The sequence below is a fragment of the Lysobacter soli genome, assembly GCF_003382285.1.
Classification (GTDB): Bacteria; Pseudomonadota; Gammaproteobacteria; order Xanthomonadales; family Xanthomonadaceae; genus Lysobacter_J; species Lysobacter_J soli.
In genome coordinates this window covers 44138-64074 of the sequence record NZ_QTJR01000003.1, presented here as the reverse complement: position 1 = coordinate 64074, position 19937 = coordinate 44138, and the positions used below count along the sequence as shown (strand labels likewise).

Here is a 19937-nt window from a genome sequence, read left to right as displayed (position 1 = left end):
GATCAGGCCGGCTCGTCTTCCTGCGTCGCGGCGGCGTCGGGGAGCGCGATCGAACTGAGGTCGTGCCCCGTCAGCCGGGCGATCAGCTCGATGCCCTTCTGCGTGGGTTCCCAGCGTTCGCCCTCGAAAACCGCGAGCCCCTTGCCGGCCAGGCGCTGCATCGTCGCCGACTCCATCAATGCGTGCTCCCAGCGGAACCGCGTCTTGTTGCGCAGCGCCAGCAGGGCGAAGCGCTCGGTCTGGGTCAGCTCGGTGCCGGTGAGTCGACGGGCCTGGCGCATGGGCGTCCCGGAGGGCGGAGGGCCTTCCAGCTTTCCGCAACCGTCGTTTGCGGGCCCATCAGACGAGTCCGAATTGGGGCGTGCGCGCTGGCGAAGCGGGCAGGGCGTCACGCCACGCACCCCGCACGACGCTCATCGCACGCTTGAACGCCCGCAAACACCGCGTCCTGCAGGCCTTGTCGTCGCGGGCTTCGCCCCTATACTGGACGGGTCAGCATCAGCTGTCCCCGGGGGTGCACTGGCTTCGACGGGGGTTGCGAAATCGCTTGGCGCATGCCGAGGGGGTAGCTTTCCTCGTAAATCCAGCTGCAAACTTCTAGTTGCCAACGACGACAACTACGCTCTGGCCGCTTAAGGCCTAAGCCCCGAAACTGCTTGTGTCCGTGCTCGCAGCGTAGGGTCATCATCACGGAATCGCCGGGGACGGTTGCCTGTCAGTCCCTGGTCAACCCAAAACAGGCTGGTTCCGGGATGCGCTTTGCATACCGTGCTGTTCCGGGACGAGATCCAACGGTGAGCTAAGCATGTAGTGCCGGGGATGGAGTGCCTTCGGACGGGGGTTCAATTCCCCCCACCTCCACCATACCAGTGCAGAAAAGCCCGCTTCGGCGGGCTTTTTTGTGTCTGCGACATCGGCACCGGCGCGTGCGTCAGGTTTCCTCGAGCAACTGGATCAGCGCACGTTGCTTCTTGCGCGGCAGCTTGCGCACCAGCCCGACCAGGCGGACCTCTTCGGCGTTGTCGTACTTCGTGGGCGTCTCGCGCACGGACTCGGCCAGCTCCATCGTGCCGCGGCCGGTCGACAGCCAGTCGGAATTGACCTTCATCTGCACGGCCATCGCGGTGAGGCGTTCGCTCGCCGGCTTCGAAAGACCCACGGCCCACTTGCGGGCGGATTCGCGGCTGACCTCGAAGTACTCGGCCAGCGCCGCCGTGCGATGGCGGCCCTTCACGATGCCGGCGTAGTCCCAGGCCTGGTGCAGCCGTTTTGAGAATTCCTTGTGCGGTTTTTGCGGCATTTCCGTGCGCTCGAATAAGGGAAATCCGACACCCACACGAGGAGTGTGAGACGTCGCAATTTATTGTTGCGCAGCGTCTGCGAAAAGCACGCATCTTCAGGTTGTTGAATGTGGCAACTGGCGGTGGTATCCATTTGCGCCATGACTATCGAAATGGACGTCGCGGCCAATCCGGTCGAGCGATACGTTGAATGTTTCAACTCCTGCGGCGCGGCCGCGCAGGCGGCCGGCATCAGCACCGAAATGCTGCGCCGAATGCGCAAGCGCGGCTACGTAACCACTAGAAAACGTGCACTTATCATGGCCAGGGCATGCAGCTTCCGCGTGGATGCGATCGAGCTGCTCGCACTGTCCGGCGTGCGACGTTCGCCGCGCGGGCCACGCACGTGACGATGCGCGTGAGCGCTAACCAACGCGGGGCGGGTCCACCCGGCTGAATGCGAAAAATTCTCGGCCCTGTATGCTTGGGGAATGAGCCCCGAGGCCGTTCGCGAAGACCGCACGCCCGACCTGTCCGAGCTGTCGCCGCGCCGCGGGTACCTGCTCGCGCTCATCGTGCTCGTCGGCTCGCTGCTGCTGGTCTTCACCGCGTGGCGGGCGGCGCGCGAACGCGAGTTGCGTTCGGCCGAGGCGGAGTTCATCAGCAAGACCGCCGAAGTCACCGAGCTACTGCGCCAGGGCATGACCAAGTACGAACTGGTCGCGCGCGGTGGCGTGTCGATGTTCGCGTCGGTCACGCGGCCGCGGCCGTCGCCGGCGCAGTGGCAGGCGTACGTGGACGGAATGGACCTGCAGCGTCGCTTCCCCGGCATGGTTGGCCTTGGATTCGCCGAATTCGTCCCCGCCACGCGCTTGGCCGACCTGCAGCTGGAATGGCGTGATGCCGGCCACGGCCTGCTCGAGATCTGGCCGCGCGGGCAGCGCCGCGACTACGGGCCCATCCTTTACCTCGAACCGAAGACGCCCGCGAACGTGGGCGCGATCGGCTTCGACATGTACTCCGAGCCGGTGCGCCAGGCCGCGATGGTGCAGGCGATGGAAACGGGCAACGCGACGCTGTCCGGCCCGGTGCACCTCATCCAGGACGGCTCGCTGCGCAGCACCGGCATCCTGCTGTACCTGCCGGTGTATCGCGGCGGCGGGCGGCCGGCGACGCTGGCGAACCGTCGCGCCGACATGCAGGGCTGGGTGTACGTGCCCGTGCGCATGGAAGGGTTCGTGCGCAATGCGCTGGGCGCGCTGCGCAACGACAGCCAGTTCCGCGTGATCGACGTGTCCGCCGGCGAGCGCCTGCTCTACGCGACGTACGCGCCGGCCGATCGCCCGCCGCCGGCATTCCGGCACAGCAGTGCGTTCGAACTCTACGGCCGCCACTGGCGCGTGGACTTCGAATCGCCACCCGTGGCGCAGGCCGCGCCGCGATTGCAGGGCCTGCAGAACCTGCTGGCGCTCGGGCTGTTCTCGTCGCTGCTGCTATACGCGATCGCGTGGATGCTCGCGCGCACCGAAGCGCAGGCGTACCGCATCGCCGTGCGCATGACGGAGGACTATCGCCGGAGCGAGCTGCGCTTCCGTAGCGCGATGCGGTATTCGGCGATCGGCAAGGCGCTGCTGGACAGCGAGGGCCATATCGTCGAGGCCAATCCGGCGCTGGCGAACATCGTTGGGCTCACGCCCGAGGCGCTGGTGGGCAAGCGCTTCGACACGCTGTTCGAAAGCGACGAGCCGGAGCTGATCGCCTACGGCCACGGCACCACCGACGCGCAGGGCGTACATCGCGCGACGCGACGGCTGCATCGCGAAGGCGGCGACCCGCGCCAGGCCCAACTGACCTATGCGCCGGTGCCGGGCAACGTCGGCCAGGACATCGTCGGATTGGTGCAGGTGGAGGACGTGACCGAGCGTCTTCGCGCCGAGGCGCGGGTGCACGCGCTCAACCGGACGCTGGAAGCGCGCGTCGCGCTGCGCACCCGCGAATTGAGCCAGGCCAACCAGGAGTTGGAGGCCTTCGCATACAGCGTCTCACACGACCTGCGCGCGCCGCTGCGTGCGATCGACGGCTTCAGCCGGATCCTGATCGAGCGGCATTCGGCGGGAATGGACGAGAACGGCAGCGGTTACCTGGTGCGCGTGCGACGTGCGGCGGGCCGCATGGGCGAGTTGATCGACGCGCTGCTCAAGATGTCGCGCGTCAGCCGCAGCGAACTGCGGCTGGAACGGGTCGACCTGAGCCGCCTTGCCGGCGAGGTGATCGAGGAGCTGCGCGTAAGCGACAGCCGGCGCCAGGTCGAGGTGGACATCCAGCCGGAGCTGTTCGTGATCGGCGACGCGCCGCTGCTGCGCAACCTCCTCGGCAACCTGCTGGGCAACGCGTGGAAGTTCACGCGCGATCGGCTCGATGCGCGGATCGAGTTCGGCGCGGTCATGGGCGAGCAGGGGCTGGAGTACTTCGTGCGCGACAACGGCGCGGGCTTCTCGCAGGCGTATGTCGACAAGCTGTTCCGTCCGTTCCAGCGGCTGCATCACAACGACGACTTCGCCGGCCACGGCATTGGCCTGGCGTCGGTAAAGCGCATCGTCGAGCGCCACGGCGGGACCATCCGCGCCGAAGGCGAAGTGGGGAAGGGCGCCACGTTCTGGTTCACGCTGCCGCGGGAGAAGCTGGCGGAGTAATGGGCGGCCGGCCTCTTCGAACGGCGATTTCCTGTGTACGAAGTCGCCAAGCCCCCAAGTTGGGGGCGATTCGCGCCGAAGGCGCGAATGGGGGATGGATGTGCACTGTTCGCGGCCCGCGGTTTGCGTAGCAAATCGCGGGGTTTTCGGGCGTAGCCCGGAAACAACCAGGCTTTGCCTGGTTCAAGCGTCCTTGTTATGCCGACGCATCACGCGCTGCTTCTCGCGCTGCCAGTCGCGCTCCTTGCTCGCCTCGCGCTTGTCGTGCGCCTGCTTGCCCTTGGCGAGCGCGATCTCCGCCTTGACCTTGTTGCCCTTCCAGTAGAGCGCGGTGGGCACCAAGGTGTACCCGTCGCGCTGCACGCGGCCGATCAGGTTGTCGATCTCGGCACGATGCAGCAGCAGCTTGCGCGAGCGGCGATCGTCGGCCACGACATGGGTCGAGGCGGAGATCAGCGGCGTGATCTGCGCGCCGATCAGGAAGATCTCGCTGTGCAGGACCACCGCGTAGGCGTCGCCGATGTTGGCGCGTCCGGCGCGGATCGCCTTCAGCTCCCAGCCCTGCAGGGACAGGCCCGCCTCGAACTTCTCCTCGAGGCTGTACTCGTGGCGGGCGCGCTTGTTCAGCGCGATGGTGCCGCCGCCAGCGCCCTTTCCCTTATCCTTGCCGGTCTTCTTGTTGGAATTCTTGGACATCGCGCCATTGTCCCCGAAGCGGGGCCCGCGCGCGACTTCATCGCTTCAGGATCGCCGCCGCATGCAGACCATCCGCCGTTCCGCCCTCGTCGAACACTCCGCCGCGCGCATGTATGCGCTGGTGAACGACGTGGCCGCCTACTCGCGCCGTTTCGGCTGGTGCGAGGGCTCGCAGGTGCTGGAGGAGGGCGTGAACGAGGACGGCACCGGGCGCATGGTGGCGCGGCTGGACATCGGCTTCGGCGCGCTGCGCACCTGGTTCACCACCGAGAACACCACCTGCGCGCCGCACCACATCGACCTGAAACTGGTCGACGGCCCGTTCCAGAGCCTGGGCGGGCGCTGGGAATTCCACGCGCTGGACGAGTCCGCCTGCAAGGTGACCCTCACGCTCAACTTCGAGCCGAAGGTGAAGCTGCTCGGCCCGGCGATGGCGGTGGGGTTCCAGAGCCTTGCCGATCGCATGGTCGACGACTTCGTGCGCGTGGCCGACCGGGGCGAAGAGGCGTGAAGGTCGAGGTCGTCCGCGCCTGGCCGCGGCGCTTCGAGTCGGTGTGGGTCGAGTTGCCCGCCGATGCGACGGTCGCGCAGGCGTTGGCGGCCTCCGGCTGGAAGGACGATGCGGACATCGTGGCCTGTGCCGTATTTGGCGTTCGCGCCGATGGCGAGACCGTGTTGCACGAAGGCGATCGCGTCGAACTGCTGCGGCCCCTGGTCGCCGATCCGAAGGATGCGAGGCGCCGGCGCGCCGAGTCGACCAAAACAAAACCCCGGCCGTAAGCCGGGGTTTTCGTTTGCGCTGCGGAGCGACGCGCTACAGGAGCGAAGGTCGGATCAGCGGCCCTTCTTGCCCTTTTCCTTCGGCAGGTTGCGGCCGAACTGCTTGACCGTCTGGCGCGCCAGCTGCTCGTCCTGCTCGGGGAAGTAGTCGCCTTCCCACTTCACGACGGCGTCGTTCTCGAACCACACCGTGAGGTTCTTCTGCTCGGTGGTGCCGCGGCGGTTGGTGCGCTGCGTGGCGGTGTAATCCCAGCGATCGTGATGGAAGGGGTCGTCGATCGACGGTGTGCCGAGAAGCAGGGTGACCTGCTGCTTGCTCATGCCGGTCTGGAGCTGGTCGACGTTGGCCTTTTCCAGCAGGTTGCCCTGGTAGATCGGCTGCTTGTAGAGGATGCCGCAGCCGCTGGTGACCAAGGCAATGGAGAGGACCAGCAGGAGCTTGTGCATGTGCTTCGGCATCGGTGTCTGCGACAGGCGGATAACGCGGCGATGATACACTGCCGGGCGCATCCACCAAGCGCGGAGTCGGGCCGTCCACCTTCGGGGTCGGCCGTGTTCATCCGCCGTTCCGGCGCCACCGGTCGCGCCGCATCGTTGAGGGACCATCATGGAATCGCAAGAACTCCGCAAGGCCGGACTCAAGGTCACCCATCCGCGCCTGCGGATCCTGGAGCTGCTCGAGCAGGCCAAGCCGCGGCACATGACCGCCGAGGACATCTACCGCCACCTGCTCGAACACGGCGAGGACATCGGCCTGGCGACGGTGTACCGCGTGCTCACGCAGTTCGAGGCCGCCGGCCTGGTGCTCAAGCACAACTTCGAGGCCGGGCAGTCGGTGTACGAACTCGATCGCGGCCATCACCACGACCACATGGTCGACATCGACAGCGGCAAGATCATCGAGTTCGAAAGCCCGGAGATCGAAGAGCTGCAGCGCAAGGTCGCGGCCAAGCACGGCTACGAGATCGAGGAGCACTCGCTCGTCCTCTACGTGCGCCGGAAGAAGGGCGCGCCGGCGGTCTGACCTGCCGGGTTCCGCGAACGAAAAAGCCCGCCGATGGCGGGCTTTTTTTGTGGGCGATGAGCGCCGTTACACCACGTCGGCCAGCAACCGCTTTGCGGCCGCACGCGCCTCGCGCGTGAGTTCGACGCCGCCGAGCATGCGCGCCAGTTCCTCCTCGCGCTCCTTCGCCTTGAGCAACTGCACCGCGCTCTGCGTGACGCCTTCGCTCTTGGCCTTGCTCACGCGGTAATGCGCATGGCCCTGCGCCGCCACCTGCGGCAGATGGGTGACGCACAGCACCTGCCGGCTCGCTCCAAGCGCGCGCAGCTTCTGGCCGACGATCTCCGCCACGGCGCCACCGATGCCGGTATCGACCTCGTCGAAGACCATCGTCGCCACGGTATCGAGCCCCAGCGCCGCGACCTCGATCGCCAGCGAGATACGTGACAGTTCGCCGCCCGACGCCACCTTGCGCAGCGGACGCGCCGGCTGCCCCGGGTTCGCCGCCACCATGAATTCCACGCGCTCGGCGCCCTGCGGATCGGGGCGTTCGGATTCGAGCGGCTCCAGCTCGACGTCGAAGCGTCCGCCGCCCATGCCGAGTTCGCCGATCAGCGCGCTCGTGCTCGACGCCAGGTTCGCCGCGGCCTCGCGGCGCCGCGCGCTCAACACCTGCGCGACCTCACGCCACGCGGTGCGGGCCGTTTCGATCTCGCCATCGAGTTTTGCCAGTCGCACGCCCGCGCCACGCAGGACGTCCAGTTCGGTCGCGATGGCGTCGCGATGCGAGGCGAGTTGTTCTGGCGTGACGCGGTGCTTGCGCGCCAGCTCGTGCAGGCGGCCAAGGCGGTGTTCGAGCGCGTCGAAGGCCGACGGGTCCAGGTCCAGTTCGCTGCGCACGCGGTCGAGCAGGGCGAGCGCTTCGTCGATCTGGATGGTCGCCGCATCGAGCATGCCGTCGACTTCGGAAAGCCGCGGCTCGTGCTCGGCGACACGTGCAAGATCCGATCGCACGTGCTGGAGCGTGCGCGAAAGCGACGGGCCGTCCTCGCCGCCGAGTTGCGCGAACGCGCCGTCGCAGGCGGCGATCAGCCCCGCGGCGTGCGCGTGACGACGGTGATCGGACAGGAGGCGCGCGATGGCCTCGGGCGCGAGCTCCTCGCGATCGAGCTCGGCGTGCTGGTGTTCGAGCCAGTCGATGCGGTCGGAGACGTCGCCCTGCGCGAGCAGCGTTTCGCGTTCGGCCAGCAGCGCGCTCCAGCGGGCCGCGGCGGCTTCGACGGCGCGACGCTCGGCATCAGTGCGGCCGAACGCGTCGAGCAGCGCGAGCTGGCTCGGGCGCGAGAGGAGCGCCTGGTGTTCGTGCTGCCCGTGGATTTCGACGAGCAGCGCGGCCAGCTCGCCGAGCTGCCCCAGCGTGACCGGGCGGCCGTTGACCCAGGCGCGCGAGCCGCCGTCGGCTCGGATGACGCGACGGATCTGGCAGGCGTCGTCCTCGTCGAGTTCGTGCTCGCGCAGCCATGCGGCGGCGAGCGGGACATCGTCGAGGGTGAATTCGGCCGCCAGTTCGGCGCGATCGGCGCCGTGGCGCACGACGCCGCTGTCGGCGCGCAAGCCGGAGATCAGGCCCAGCGCGTCGACCAGCAGCGACTTGCCCGCGCCGGTTTCGCCGGAGATGACGGTCAGGCCGGGACCGAAGGCCAGTTCGGCTTCGGTGACGACGGCGAATTGCTTGAGGGACAGGTGGACGAGCATCGGAGCGCGATTGTGCCCTGTGTGGGTTGCGGCTTGATAGCGGTGGGGCGTCTCACGGGTGGAGATCGCGACCGGGGTTCCGCTTCGTGCGCTGGCGCCGCGTGCGGCTCCGGGCGGAGGGCTCCGTGCGTCCCGACTTGCGCCCCGTACCCAGCCGTCATATATCGCCGACATGAGCCGCAAACCCGCCGATCCCAGCCTCGACCCGCGCGCACGCCAGTTGTTGCGCACCTTGATCGGCCGCTACATCCGCAGCGGCGAGCCGATCGGGTCGCAGACGCTGGCGCGCCACGCGGGGCTGGACGTCAGCCCGGCGACGATCCGCAACATCCTCGCCGACCTGGAAGACGCCGGGCTGCTCAGCGCCCCGCATTCCTCGGCCGGGCGCGTGCCGACGCCGCAGGGCTACCGGCTCTTCGTCGACTCGCTGCTGCAGGTGCGCCCGTTGCCTGAAACCGACGTCGCGCGCCTTCGCGGCGAGCTGCCGGCGGGGTCGGGGACGCAGGCGCTGCTGGGCAGCGCGTCGGAGCTGCTGTCGGCGATGACCCATTTCGTCGGCGTGGTCAGCGTGCCCAAGCGCGAGCAGTTCGCCTTCCGGCGCATCGACTTCGTGCCGCTGGACGGCTCGCGCGTGCTGGCGATCCTGGTCTTCGCCGACAACGAGGTGCAGAACCGCATCGTGCTCACGCGCCGGCCGTTCGATGCCGGCGAACTGGAGCGCGTGGCGAACTACCTCAATGCACACTTCGCCGGGCGCACGGTGGCCGACATCCGCGCCACGCTGGTGCGGGAACTGCGCAGCGCGCAGGACGAGATGCAGCTGCTGCTGGCGCAGTCGGTCGAACTGGCCGAGCAGGCGCTCGCGCCCGGCGGCGACGACATGGTGCTGGCCGGCCAGACGCGCCTCATGGGCGTGCAGGAGCTGGCCGACCTGGACCGCCTGCGCGACCTGTTCGACACCTTCTCGCGCAAGCGGGAGATCCTCCAGCTGCTCGAACGCACCGTGCAGGCGCCGGGCGTGCGCATCTTCATCGGCGAGGAAACCGGCCTGGCCCCGCTGGAAGGCATGTCGCTGGTGACCGCCCCGTACGTGGCCTCCGGCTCGGGGACGGTGCTGGGCGTGCTGGGCGTCATCGGCCCCACGCGCATGGCCTACGACCGCGTGATCCCGGTGGTGCAGGCCGCGGCGGACGCGCTCGGTGCAGCGCTGAACCCGGACTCGTAACGGGCCACGCGTATCCCGTTGAGGAGGCCGCTGGCCGGCATCCGCCGGAGCGCTCGTGTTGGACATTGCCGTCTTGAATCCGGCAGGGGCGGGCCCCATTGCTGCCCTGACGCGCCTGTGAGCGCGGCTGCAAGACCTTGAATTCCAGCATGTTTGAGCGCCCATGGCGCAGGGATGGAGCACCGCATGACCGCTAGCACGCCTTCCGGCGAACCCAACCAGACCGCCGAAGCAGCCCCCAACACCGAGACCCCCGACGCGCTCGCCACGCAGCTCGAAGGCCTCCAGGCCGAGCTGACCCAGTTGCGCGAGGAGACGCTGCGCGAGCGCGCCGAGCTGGAAAACCAGCGCAAGCGCATGGCGCGCGACGTCGACATGGCGCGCAAGTTCGCCAACGAACGCCTGCTCGCCGAGCTGCTGCCGGTGATCGACAGCCTCGAAGCCGGCCTCGCCGTGCAGGCCGATACCGCCGCCCACCTGCGCGAGGGCATGGAGCTGACGTTGCGCCAGTTGCTGAAGGTGGTGTCGGAAAACGGCCTGACCATGGTCGACCCGGTCGGCCAGCCGTTCGACCCCGAACGCCACCAGGCCATGAGCATGGTCGATCCCGCCGGCCACGCGCCCGGCGACGTCGTGCAGGTCTACCAGAAGGGCTGGGTGCTGAACGATCGCCTCCTGCGCCCGGCGCTGGTCGTGGTGGCCAGGCACGACTGACGCCTTGAAGCGGGGCCGCGAGCCCCCCAGATAACGCACATCGGCGGCACGTGGCCGCCATCAACCTTCAAGCAGGCGGCCTCGCGCCGCCGCACAGTCAAAAGATCAGAGAGGGAGCAACACCATGGGCAAGATCATCGGTATCGACCTGGGCACGACCAATTCGTGCGTGGCGATCATGGAAGGCGGCAAGCCGCGCGTCATCGAGAACGCGGAAGGCGATCGCACCACCCCGTCCATCGTCGCCTTCACCAAGGACGGCGAAGTCCTCGTCGGCGCCAGCGCCAAGCGCCAGGCCGTCACCAATCCGAAGAACACCTTCTTCGCCGTCAAGCGCCTCATCGGGCGCAAGTTCACCGACGCCGAAGTCCAGAAGGACATCGGCCTGGTCCCGTACAAGATCACCCAGCACGAGAACGGCGACGCCTGGGTCGAGACCTCCGACGGCAAGAAGATGGCCCCGCAGCAGATCTCGGCCGAAGTGCTGGCCAAGATGAAGAAGACCGCCGAGGCCTACCTGGGCGAGACCGTCACCGAAGCCGTCATCACGGTGCCGGCGTACTTCAACGACAGCCAGCGCCAGGCGACCAAGGACGCCGGCAAGATCGCGGGCCTGGACGTCAAGCGCATCATCAACGAGCCGACCGCGGCCGCGCTGGCCTACGGCATGGACAAGAAGGGCGGCGACCGCAAGGTCGCGGTCTACGACCTCGGCGGCGGCACGTTCGACGTGTCGATCATCGAGATCGCCTCGGTCGACGGCGAAATGCAGGTGGAAGTGCTGTCCACCAACGGCGACACGTTCCTGGGCGGCGAAGACTTCGACAAGCGCGTCATCGATTACCTCGTCGAGGAATTCCAGAAGGACCAGGGCATCGACCTGCGCAAGGATCCGCTGGCCCTGCAGCGCCTGAAGGACGCCGCCGAGCGCGCCAAGATCGAACTGTCCAGCGCGCAGCAGACCGAAGTGAACCTGCCGTACGTGACGGCCGACGCCTCGGGCCCGAAGCACCTGAACATCAAGCTGACCCGCGCCAAGCTCGAGGCGCTGGTGGACGACCTGGTCAAGCGCACGATCGAACCGTGCCGCATCGCGCTGAACGACGCCGGCCTGCGCGCCAGCGAGATCAGCGAGGTGATCCTGGTCGGCGGCCAGACCCGCATGCCGAAGGTGCAGTCGGCCGTCGCCGAGTTCTTCGGCAAGGAACCGCGCAAGGACGTCAACCCCGACGAGGCCGTGGCGCTGGGCGCCGCGATCCAGGGCGGAGTGCTGGCCGGCGACGTCAAGGACGTCCTGCTGCTCGACGTGACCCCGCTGTCGCTGGGCATCGAAACCCTGGGCGGCGTCTTCACCAAGATCATCGAGAAGAACACCACCATCCCGACCAAGGCCTCGCAGGTGTTCTCCACCGCCGAGGACAACCAGTCGGCCGTTACCGTGCACGTGCTGCAGGGTGAGCGCGAGCAGGCCCGCTACAACAAGTCGCTGGCCCGCTTCGACCTGACCGGCATCGAGCCGGCGCCGCGCGGCATGCCGCAGGTGGAGGTGTCCTTCGACATCGACGCCAACGGCATCCTGCACGTGTCGGCCAAGGACAAGAAGACCAACAAGGAACAGAAGGTCGAGATCAAGGCCGGTTCGGGCCTGTCCGAGGAAGAGATCGCGAAGATGGTCTCCGACGCCGAGGCCCACCGCGAGGAAGACCAGAAGTTCCACGAGCTGGTGCAGGCCCGCAACCACGCCGACGCGCTGATCCACACCGCGCGCAGCGCCATCAAGGACAACGGCGACAAGGTGGCCGGCGACGTCATCGGTCGCACCGAAGGCGCGATCGCCGAACTCGAAACCGCGATGCGCGGCGACGACAAGGGCCAGATCGAGGCCAAGTCCAAGGCGCTGGAAGAGGCCGCGCAGTCGCTGTTCGCGGCGGCGTCGGCCGCTGGCCAGCCGGGCGGTCCGGACGCCGGTGCAGGCCCGTCGGGCGGCGCCAAGTCCGACGACGTGGTCGACGCCGAGTTCACCGAAGTCAAGGACGACAAGAAGTAAAGCCGGGATTCGGGAATGGGGATTCGGGATTCGGAAAAGCAGTTTCCGTGCCCGGATCCCTTTCCTGTGTCTGAGCCGCCGTTGTTTTCACGAATCCCGAATCACGAATCCCGAATCGCTCCATGAGCAAACGCGACTACTACGAAGTGCTGGGCGTGGCCCGCGACGCCAGCGACGAAGACCTGAAGAAGGCCTATCGCCGCTGCGCGATGAAGTTCCATCCGGACCGCAACCCTGGCGATGCCGCCGCGGAAGCTTCGTTCAAGGAGTGCAAGGAAGCCTACGAAGTCCTGTCTGACGGCAACCGCCGTCGCGCCTACGACCAGCACGGCCACGCCGCGTTCGAGCACGGCATGGGCGGTGGCGGCGGTCAGGGCTACGCCGATATGGGCGACATCTTTGGCGACATCTTCGGCAACATCTTCGGTGGCGGCGCCCAGCGCGGCCCGCGTCGCGGCGCCGACATCGGCTACGTGATGGAGCTGTCGCTCGAGGAAGCCGTCTTCGGCGCCGAGAAGACCATCGAGATCCCGACGCTCGACGAATGCGAGACCTGCGACGGCTCGGGTTCGGCCGACGGCAAGACCGAAACCTGCCAGACCTGCCATGGCCGCGGCCAGGTGCGTTTCCAGCGCGGCATCTTCTCGATGCAGCAGGCCTGCCCGCATTGCGGCGGTCGCGGCAAGACGATTCCCAACCCGTGCGCCGACTGCAACGGCCAGGGCCGTGTCGAACGCACCAAGACGCTGCAGGTGAAGATCCCCGCCGGCGTCGACAACGGCGATCGCATCCGCTTGGCGGGCGAGGGCGAAGCCGGCCCGGCCGGTTCGCCGCCGGGCGACCTGTACGTCGACGTGCGCGTGCGCGAGCACGAGATCTTCCAGCGCGACGGCGACGACCTGCACTGCGAAGTGCCGGTGCGCATCGGACAGGCGGCGCTCGGCGACACGATCCGCGTGCCGACGCTGGAAGGCGAAGTCGAACTGCGCATTCCCGCCGAAACGCAGACCGGAAAGCTGTTCCGCCTGCGCGACCGCGGCGTGAAGTCGGTCCGCAGCCGCAAGCCGGGCGATCTGTATTGCCGTGCCGTGGTGGAAACGCCGGTCAACCTCACCGCCGAGCAGCGCGAGTTGCTGGAGAAGTTCGAAGCGACCTTCGCCGGCGATGGCGCACGTCGTCATTCGCCGCGTGCGTCGACCTTCCTCGATGGCGTGAAGGGCTTCTGGGATCGGATGACGTCCTGACGCTCGCACGGATCGAAACACCTGAAAGCCGCGGCATCGTCCGCGGCTTTTTTGTCTGGAAGTTAGTGCCTGATGCCCGGGCGCTTGTCGCGACGCAGACCCGCCTTCAGACTGCCCGCATGAGCGATCACACTTCTCCGCAGACCCGAATCCTCGTTCACGGCGCATCCGGCCGCATGGGGCAGGCGCTGCTGCGCCTGGCGTCCGAACGCAACGACGTCGTGGTTGTCGCCGCCGTGCAGCGTTCGCAGCCGGCTCAGCGCGTGGTGGACGGCGTGGCGCATTTCGCCGCGTCCGAACTGCATGGCGCGCCGGCGTTCGACGTCGCCATCGATTTCAGCCTGCCGCAGGGCTTCGATCCCATCCTTGCACTGTGCGAGGAGCGCGGTGCGGCACTGGTATCGGGCACCACGGGTCTGGAAGCGCCACAGTTGTCCGCGCTGGAATCCGCATCGCAGCGCATCCCGCTGCTGTGGGCGGCGAACTTCAGCCTGGGCGTGGCGATCCTGAGCGAACTGGTCGAACGCGCCGCCCAGGCGCTGCCGGGCTGGGATTGCGACATCGTCGAATCGCACCACGTGCACAAGAAGGACGCGCCGTCGGGCACCGCGCTGGCGCTGGGCGCGAGTGCGGTGCTGGGCGGGGCGTCGCCTCGCTACGCCTCGCTCCGGGCCGGCGACATCGTCGGCGAGCATCTGGTGCAGTTCACCGCGCCGGGGGAGCGGATCGAACTGGTCCATCGCGCCACCAACCGCGACATCTTTGCCCGCGGCGCGCTCCACGCGGCCGCGAAGCTCGCCGGGCGCGCGCCGGGCCGCTACCGGCTGCGCGATCTGCTTGCCTGAACGCGGCAGGCGGAATCGGGCCGATTGCCCGCCTCGATGCACATGACGCTGGCGTTACCCGGCCCGGGCCGCTAGAATTCCGGCTCGCCTGAACCCCTTCCGTCGGACCGGTCCCGCACCGCGTCCGCGCTTTGCTGCAGCCCGGATTTATTGGCGACTGCGCGACGGGAAGGGTCAGCACCCCCCGGCAGCCAAGGCGATCCCCGTGACCCAACCCGCAATCCTCGCACTCGAAGACGGCACCCTCTTCGAGGGCGTTTCCGTAGGCGCGCCCGGCCTTTCCGTCGGCGAAGTCGTCTTCAACACGGCCATCACCGGCTACCAGGAAATCGTCACCGACCCGTCGTATGCGCGTCAGCTGGTGACCCTGACGTACCCGCACATCGGCAACACCGGCTGCACCGACCACGACGACGAAGCCGCTCGCTGCTTCGCCTCGGGCCTGATCGTGCGCAACGTGCCGCGCCGTCCCAGCAACTGGCGCAGCCAGGTCTCGCTGCCGGAATGGCTCAACGCTCGCGGCATCGTCGCCATCTCCGACATCGACACCCGCAAGCTCACGCGCATCCTGCGCGAGAAGGGCGCGCAGAACGGTGCGCTGATGGCGGGCGAGATCGATGTCGACAAGGCCTTCGAGGCCGCGCGCAAGTTCCCCGGCCTGAAGGGCATGGACCTGGCGAAGGAAGTCAGCGTGCGCGAGTCGTACGAATGGACCGACGGCCAGCTCGACCTGGACAACAACGCGTTCGTTTGCGCCGAGCCGAAGTTCCACGTCGTCGCGTACGACTACGGCGTCAAGTTCAACATCCTGCGCATGCTCGCCGAGCGCGGCTGCAAGCTCACGGTGGTTCCGGCACAGACGCCGGCATCGGACGTGTTCGCGCTCAAGCCCGACGGCGTGTTCCTGTCCAACGGCCCGGGCGACCCGGCGCCGTGCGATTACGCGATCGCGGCGATCAAGGAGTTCATCTCCGCGAAGATCCCGACGTTCGGCATCTGCCTGGGCCACCAGCTCCTGGCGCTCGCCGCCGGCGCGCAGACGGTGAAGATGGGTCACGGCCACCACGGCGCGAACCATCCGGTCCAGGACCTCGACACGGGCCGGGTGATGATCACCTCGCAGAACCACGGCTTCGCGGTCGACGAAGCGACGCTGCCGGCCAACGTGCGCGTGATCCACCGCTCGCTCTTCGACGGCACCAACCAGGGCATCGAACTCACCGATGCGCCGGCGTTCTCCTTCCAGGGACACCCGGAAGCGAGCCCCGGTCCGCACGACGTGGCGCCGCTGTTCGACCGGTTCGTGACCATGATGCAGCAGGCCAAGTGAGCCACGCGGCCACCAAGCCCGCCCGCAAGCGCCACTGGCGCAGGTTGTTCGTTGTTGCGGTCGTGCTGGGCGCCTACCCGGCGTTCGTGATGGTGGCCACGTACTCGCAGTTCTTCGCCGCCGGATTGCCCGGCGGTCGCAACGGCCCGGCCGATGCGTACCGCCACTCGCTCGCCAGCGCCATCGTCGCCTACACCTCGTCGCCGCGCTGCGTCGACCTGGTCACGGCGGTGATGGAACGCGGCGGGCAGGGCAACGCGGCGCGTGCGATGGATGCGCACAACAACCGGCTCGGCGCGCGCATCGGCGCGGCCGCCGACAGCTGGACCGCCATGCAGCAGGCCGTGCTTGCTGCCGTGAACGAAGGCGCGATCGACGCCCGATCGCCCGACCAGATCACCTGGCTCGCGCCCGACGCGTGGCAGGAACGACTTTACTGAGGACCCCCATGCCCAAGCGCACCGACATCAAAACCGTCCTGATCATCGGCGCCGGCCCGATCGTGATCGGCCAGGCCTGCGAGTTCGACTACTCCGGCGCGCAGGCGTGCAAGGCGCTGCGCGACGAGGGCTACCGCGTGGTGCTGGTCAACAGCAACCCGGCCACGATCATGACCGACCCGAACATGGCCGACGCCGTGTACATCGAGCCGATCAACTGGCAGACGGTCGAGAAGATCATCGCGAAGGAAAAGCCCGACGCGCTGCTGCCGACGATGGGCGGCCAGACCGCGCTCAACTGCGCGCTGGACCTCGCCGACAACGGCGTGCTGGAGAAGTACAACGTCGAACTGATCGGCGCCTCGCGCGAAGCCATCCGCATGGCCGAGGATCGCGAGCTGTTCCGCGTCGCGATGGCCGAGATCGGACTTGAATGCCCGAAGGCCGAAGTCGCCCGCAACTTCGAGCAGGCGATCGAGATCCAGGCGAAGGTCGGCTACCCGACCATCATCCGCCCCTCGTTCACCCTCGGCGGCACCGGCGGCGGCATCGCCTACAACAAGGAAGAGTTCGAGGAGATCGCCAAGCGCGGCCTGGAACTCTCGCCTGTGCACGAAATCCTCGTCGAGGAATCGGTGCTGGGCTGGAAGGAATTCGAGATGGAAGTGGTCCGCGACAAGGCGGACAACTGCATCATCGTCTGTTCCATCGAGAACTTCGACGCGATGGGCGTGCACACCGGCGACTCGATCACCGTCGCGCCGGCGCAGACGCTCACCGACAAGGAATACCAGCGCCTGCGCGATGCCTCTATCGCCGTGCTGCGCAAGATCGGCGTGGACACCGGCGGCTCGAACGTGCAGTTCGGCATCAACGCCAAGAACGGCCGCGTCGTCGTCATCGAAATGAACCCGCGCGTGTCGCGTTCGTCGGCGCTGGCGTCGAAGGCGACGGGCTTCCCGATCGCGAAGGTCGCTGCGAAGCTCGCCGTCGGCTACACGCTGGACGAACTGAAGAACGAGATCACCGGCGGCCTCACGCCGGCGTCGTTCGAGCCGAGCATCGACTACGTCGTCACCAAGATCCCGCGCTTCGCGTTCGAGAAGTTTCCGCAGGCCGACGCGCGCCTGACCACGCAGATGAAGTCCGTCGGCGAGGTGATGGCGATGGGCCGCACGTTCCAGGAATCGCTGCAGAAGGCGCTGCGCGGGCTGGAAACCGGCAAGGTCGGCCTCGATCCGACGGGCCTGGACCTGGCCAGCGAAGACGATCTGACGAAGCTGCGTCGCGAACTCAAGGAGCCGGGTCCGGAGCGCATGTTCCACATCGGCGACGCGTTCCGCGCGGGCATGAGCGTGGAAGACGTGCACGCGCTGTCGTTCGTCGACCCCTGGTTCCTCGACCAGATCGAGGAACTCATCGCCGCCGAGCAGGACGTCGCGGCGGCCGGGCTGTCGTCGCTCGACAAGACGCGCATGCGCGAACTCAAGCGCATGGGCTTCTCGGATGCGCGCATCGCGCAGCTGACCGGCACCGACGAGACCGCCGTGCGCACGCTGCGCCGCGCGTTCGGCGTGCGTCCGGTGTACAAGCGCGTGGACTCGTGCGCGGCGGAGTTCGCCACGACCACCGCGTACATGTACTCGACCTATGAAGACGAGTGCGAAGCCGAGCCGACCAACCGCAACAAGATCATCGTGCTCGGCGGCGGCCCGAACCGCATCGGCCAGGGCATCGAGTTCGACTACTGCTGCGTGCACGCGGCGCTGGCGCTGCGCGAGGACGGGTTCGAGACCATCATGGTCAACTGCAACCCGGAAACCGTCTCGACCGACTACGACACCTCCGATCGCCTGTACTTCGAGCCGCTGACGCTGGAAGACGTGCTGGAAATCTGCGATCTGGAGAAGCCCAAGGGCGTGATCGTGCAGTACGGCGGCCAGACGCCGCTGAAGCTGGCGCGCGCGCTGGAAGCCAACGGCGTGCCGATCATCGGCACCTCGCCGGACAGCATCGACCTGGCCGAAGACCGCGAGCGCTTCCAGAAGCTGGTGCAGGACCTGGGCCTGGCGCAGCCGCTGAACCGTACCGCTCGCAATCCGGAGGAAGCCATCGTGCTCGCCTCGCAGATCGGCTACCCGCTGGTCGTGCGCCCGAGCTACGTGCTGGGCGGCCGCGCGATGGAAATCGTCCACGCGGACGCCGACCTGCATCGCTACATGCGCGATGCGGTGAAGGTCTCCAACGACTCGCCGGTGCTGCTGGACCGCTTCCTCGACAACGCGGTGGAAGTCGACGTCGACGTCATCGCAGACAAGGACGGCAACGTACTGGTCGGCGGAGTGATGGAGCACATCGAGGAAGCCGGCGTGCACTCGGGCGACTCCTCGTGCTCGCTGCCGCCGTATTCGTTGAGCGCGGCCGTGCAGGACAAGCTGCGCGAGCAGGTCGTCGCGCTGGCCAAGTCGCTGAAGGTCGTGGGCCTGATGAACACGCAGTTCGCGATCACCTTCGACGACGAGGGCCGCGAAACCATCTACCTGATCGAAGTGAACCCGCGCGCCTCGCGCACCGTGCCGTTCGTGTCGAAGGCCACCGGCATGGCGCTGGCGAAGATTGCCGCGCGCTGCATGGTCGGCAAGACGCTGGCCGAGCAGGGCGCCGTGAAGGAAATCGTGCCGGAGTACTACTCGGTCAAGGAAGCGATCTTCCCGTTCGCCAAGTTCCAGGGCGTCGATCCGATCCTTGGGCCGGAAATGCGCTCGACGGGCGAAGTGATGGGCGTCGGCCGCAACTTTGGCGCCGCAATGGCGCGCGCGCAGGAAGCCGGCGGCATCAAGGCGCTGCCGGAAGGCGGGAAGGTGTTCGTGTCGGTGCGCGATCCGGACAAGAAGCGCGTGCTGCCGGTCGCGCAGGACCTGGTCAAGCGCGGCTACACGCTGGTGGCCACCGAAGGCACGCACAGGTTCTTCACCGAGAACGGGCTGGCCTGCGAGCGAATCAACAAGGTGACCGAAGGCCGTCCGCACATCGTCGACCTCATCAAGAACGGCGAGATCGCCTACATCGTGAACACCACCGAGGGTCGCCAGGCGATCAACGATTCGTTCTCGATCCGCCGCGAGGCGCTGCAGCATCGCGTCACGTACTCGACCACCGTGTCGGGCGCGCGTGCGCTGGTGAACTCGCTGGAATACCGCGGCACCGGCCCGGTCTGGTCGCTGCAGGAACTGCACGCCGAAGTGCAGGGCGCCTGAGCCCTGCCTTGGCCGCCCGGGACGCGAATCGCGCCCGGGTCGCCGGCGGGGCCGCCGGGCGGGTTCACCCCGGCGCCCATCTGATACAGAATCCGCATATCGCCACCGCCGGGCTCCCGCGCCCGGCGCACAGGAAGAACAAGCAATGCGAGCACCCATTACCCTTCAGGGCGCGCAGCGTCTGCGCGCCGAGCTGGAAGAATTGAAGTCGGTCAAGCGCCCGGCGGTGATCAACGCGATCGCCGAAGCGCGCGCGCACGGCGACCTCAAGGAAAACGCCGAGTACCACGCCGCCCGCGAACAGCAGGGCTTCATCGAAGGCCGCATCAAGCAGCTCGAATCCGAGCTGTCGCACGCGCAGGTCATCGACGTGGCCTCGCTCAATGCCGGCTCGCGCGTCGTCTTCGGCGCCACGGTCGAGCTGGCCGACACCGAGACCGACGAAGAGCGTCGCTACCAGATCGTCGGCGACCTGGAAGCGGACATCAAACTCGGCCTGATCGCCATTTCGTCGCCGGTCGCGCGTGCGCTCATCGGCAAGCACGAAGGCGACACGATCACCATCGACGCGCCTGGTGGCACGCGCGAATACGAGATCGTCGGCGTCAGCTACGCCGGCTGATTCCCT

19 protein-coding genes and 1 other RNA gene are annotated in these 19937 nt (G+C 67.6%); 15 read left to right on the top strand and 5 right to left on the bottom strand.

Annotated features, from left to right (window positions below; all coding sequences use genetic code 11):
* Window positions 1-2: 2 nt before the first annotated feature.
* Window positions 3-281: a hypothetical protein gene (locus DX912_RS05810; protein WP_115841551.1), complete on the bottom strand. Its 279-nt coding sequence runs from the start codon at window positions 279-281 to the stop codon at window positions 3-5.
* A 229-nt stretch (window positions 282-510) separates the two neighbouring features.
* On the opposite strand from DX912_RS05810, the gene ssrA reads away from it, so the two are divergent.
* Window positions 511-864, top strand: a transfer-messenger RNA (tmRNA) gene (gene ssrA, locus DX912_RS05805).
* A gap of 67 nt (window positions 865-931) precedes the next feature.
* Here the strand turns inward: ssrA and DX912_RS05800 are convergent.
* Window positions 932-1300, bottom strand: coding sequence for a DNA-binding protein (locus DX912_RS05800; RefSeq protein WP_115841550.1), 369 nt, complete (start codon window positions 1298-1300; stop codon window positions 932-934).
* Window positions 1301-1441: 141 nt separating this feature from the next.
* On the opposite strand from DX912_RS05800, the gene DX912_RS05795 reads away from it, so the two are divergent.
* On the top strand, window positions 1442-1690 hold the full coding sequence (locus tag DX912_RS05795; RefSeq protein ID WP_181902724.1) for a hypothetical protein: 249 nt from the start codon (window positions 1442-1444) through the stop codon (window positions 1688-1690).
* Between the two features lie 81 nt (window positions 1691-1771).
* Complete coding sequence (locus tag DX912_RS05790) at window positions 1772-3973, top strand: CHASE domain-containing protein (RefSeq protein ID WP_115841548.1); 2202 nt, start codon at window positions 1772-1774, stop codon at window positions 3971-3973.
* A 183-nt stretch (window positions 3974-4156) separates the two neighbouring features.
* On the opposite strand, the gene smpB is transcribed toward DX912_RS05790, so the two are convergent.
* The gene (gene smpB, locus DX912_RS05785; protein WP_115841547.1) at window positions 4157-4669 is read right to left on the bottom strand and encodes an SsrA-binding protein SmpB; all 513 of its coding nucleotides are present in this window, start codon (window positions 4667-4669) and stop codon (window positions 4157-4159) included.
* A gap of 61 nt (window positions 4670-4730) precedes the next feature.
* On the opposite strand from smpB, the gene DX912_RS05780 reads away from it, so the two are divergent.
* On the top strand, window positions 4731-5180 hold the full coding sequence (locus DX912_RS05780; RefSeq protein ID WP_115841546.1) for a type II toxin-antitoxin system RatA family toxin: 450 nt from the start codon (window positions 4731-4733) through the stop codon (window positions 5178-5180).
* Window positions 5177-5449 (top strand): RnfH family protein, encoded by a 273-nt coding sequence (locus DX912_RS05775; protein WP_115841545.1) that lies wholly within the window; start codon window positions 5177-5179, stop codon window positions 5447-5449. The genes DX912_RS05780 and DX912_RS05775 overlap by 4 nt, the downstream gene beginning before the upstream one ends.
* A 54-nt stretch (window positions 5450-5503) precedes the next feature.
* Here DX912_RS05775 and DX912_RS05770 read toward each other — a convergent pair whose 3' ends face one another.
* A complete protein-coding gene (locus tag DX912_RS05770) occupies window positions 5504-5896 on the bottom strand; it encodes an outer membrane protein assembly factor BamE (RefSeq protein ID WP_115841805.1) in 393 nt (130 codons plus the stop codon).
* A 160-nt stretch (window positions 5897-6056) separates the two neighbouring features.
* Here DX912_RS05770 and fur point away from each other — a divergent pair, with 160 nt between their 5' ends.
* Window positions 6057-6473: a ferric iron uptake transcriptional regulator gene (fur, locus tag DX912_RS05765; protein ID WP_115841544.1), complete on the top strand. Its 417-nt coding sequence runs from the start codon at window positions 6057-6059 to the stop codon at window positions 6471-6473.
* Window positions 6474-6539: 66 nt separating this feature from the next.
* Here fur and recN read toward each other — a convergent pair whose 3' ends face one another.
* Window positions 6540-8207, bottom strand: coding sequence for a DNA repair protein RecN (gene recN, locus DX912_RS05760; protein WP_115841543.1), 1668 nt, complete (start codon window positions 8205-8207; stop codon window positions 6540-6542).
* Window positions 8208-8379: 172 nt separating this feature from the next.
* Here recN and hrcA point away from each other — a divergent pair, with 172 nt between their 5' ends.
* The 9 genes from hrcA to greA all read left to right on the top strand — a co-directional run bounded on the left by hrcA (window position 8380) and on the right by greA (window position 19931).
* Complete coding sequence (gene hrcA, locus DX912_RS05755) at window positions 8380-9432, top strand: heat-inducible transcriptional repressor HrcA (protein WP_115841542.1); 1053 nt, start codon at window positions 8380-8382, stop codon at window positions 9430-9432.
* A gap of 186 nt (window positions 9433-9618) precedes the next feature.
* On the top strand, window positions 9619-10146 hold the full coding sequence (grpE, locus tag DX912_RS05750) for a nucleotide exchange factor GrpE (RefSeq protein ID WP_115841804.1): 528 nt from the start codon (window positions 9619-9621) through the stop codon (window positions 10144-10146).
* 124 nt (window positions 10147-10270) lie between these two features.
* Window positions 10271-12193 (top strand): molecular chaperone DnaK, encoded by a 1923-nt coding sequence (gene dnaK / locus DX912_RS05745; protein ID WP_115841541.1) that lies wholly within the window; start codon window positions 10271-10273, stop codon window positions 12191-12193.
* A 122-nt stretch (window positions 12194-12315) separates the two neighbouring features.
* Window positions 12316-13437 carry a molecular chaperone DnaJ gene (gene dnaJ / locus DX912_RS05740; RefSeq protein WP_115841540.1) on the top strand — a complete coding sequence of 374 codons (1122 nt, stop codon included), beginning with the start codon at window positions 12316-12318 and terminating at the stop codon, window positions 13435-13437.
* A gap of 119 nt (window positions 13438-13556) precedes the next feature.
* Window positions 13557-14282, top strand: coding sequence for a 4-hydroxy-tetrahydrodipicolinate reductase (gene dapB, locus DX912_RS05735; RefSeq protein WP_115841539.1), 726 nt, complete (start codon window positions 13557-13559; stop codon window positions 14280-14282).
* A 205-nt stretch (window positions 14283-14487) separates the two neighbouring features.
* Window positions 14488-15612, top strand: coding sequence for a glutamine-hydrolyzing carbamoyl-phosphate synthase small subunit (gene carA / locus DX912_RS05730; protein WP_115841538.1), 1125 nt, complete (start codon window positions 14488-14490; stop codon window positions 15610-15612).
* On the top strand, window positions 15609-16052 hold the full coding sequence (locus DX912_RS05725) for a DUF6973 domain-containing protein (protein WP_115841537.1): 444 nt from the start codon (window positions 15609-15611) through the stop codon (window positions 16050-16052). The genes carA and DX912_RS05725 overlap by 4 nt, the downstream gene beginning before the upstream one ends.
* Window positions 16053-16060: 8 nt before the next feature.
* Complete coding sequence (gene carB, locus DX912_RS05720) at window positions 16061-19309, top strand: carbamoyl-phosphate synthase large subunit (RefSeq protein ID WP_115841536.1); 3249 nt, start codon at window positions 16061-16063, stop codon at window positions 19307-19309.
* Window positions 19310-19454: 145 nt separating this feature from the next.
* Complete coding sequence (gene greA / locus DX912_RS05715) at window positions 19455-19931, top strand: transcription elongation factor GreA (RefSeq protein ID WP_115841535.1); 477 nt, start codon at window positions 19455-19457, stop codon at window positions 19929-19931.
* The last annotated feature ends 6 nt before the right edge of the window (window positions 19932-19937 follow it).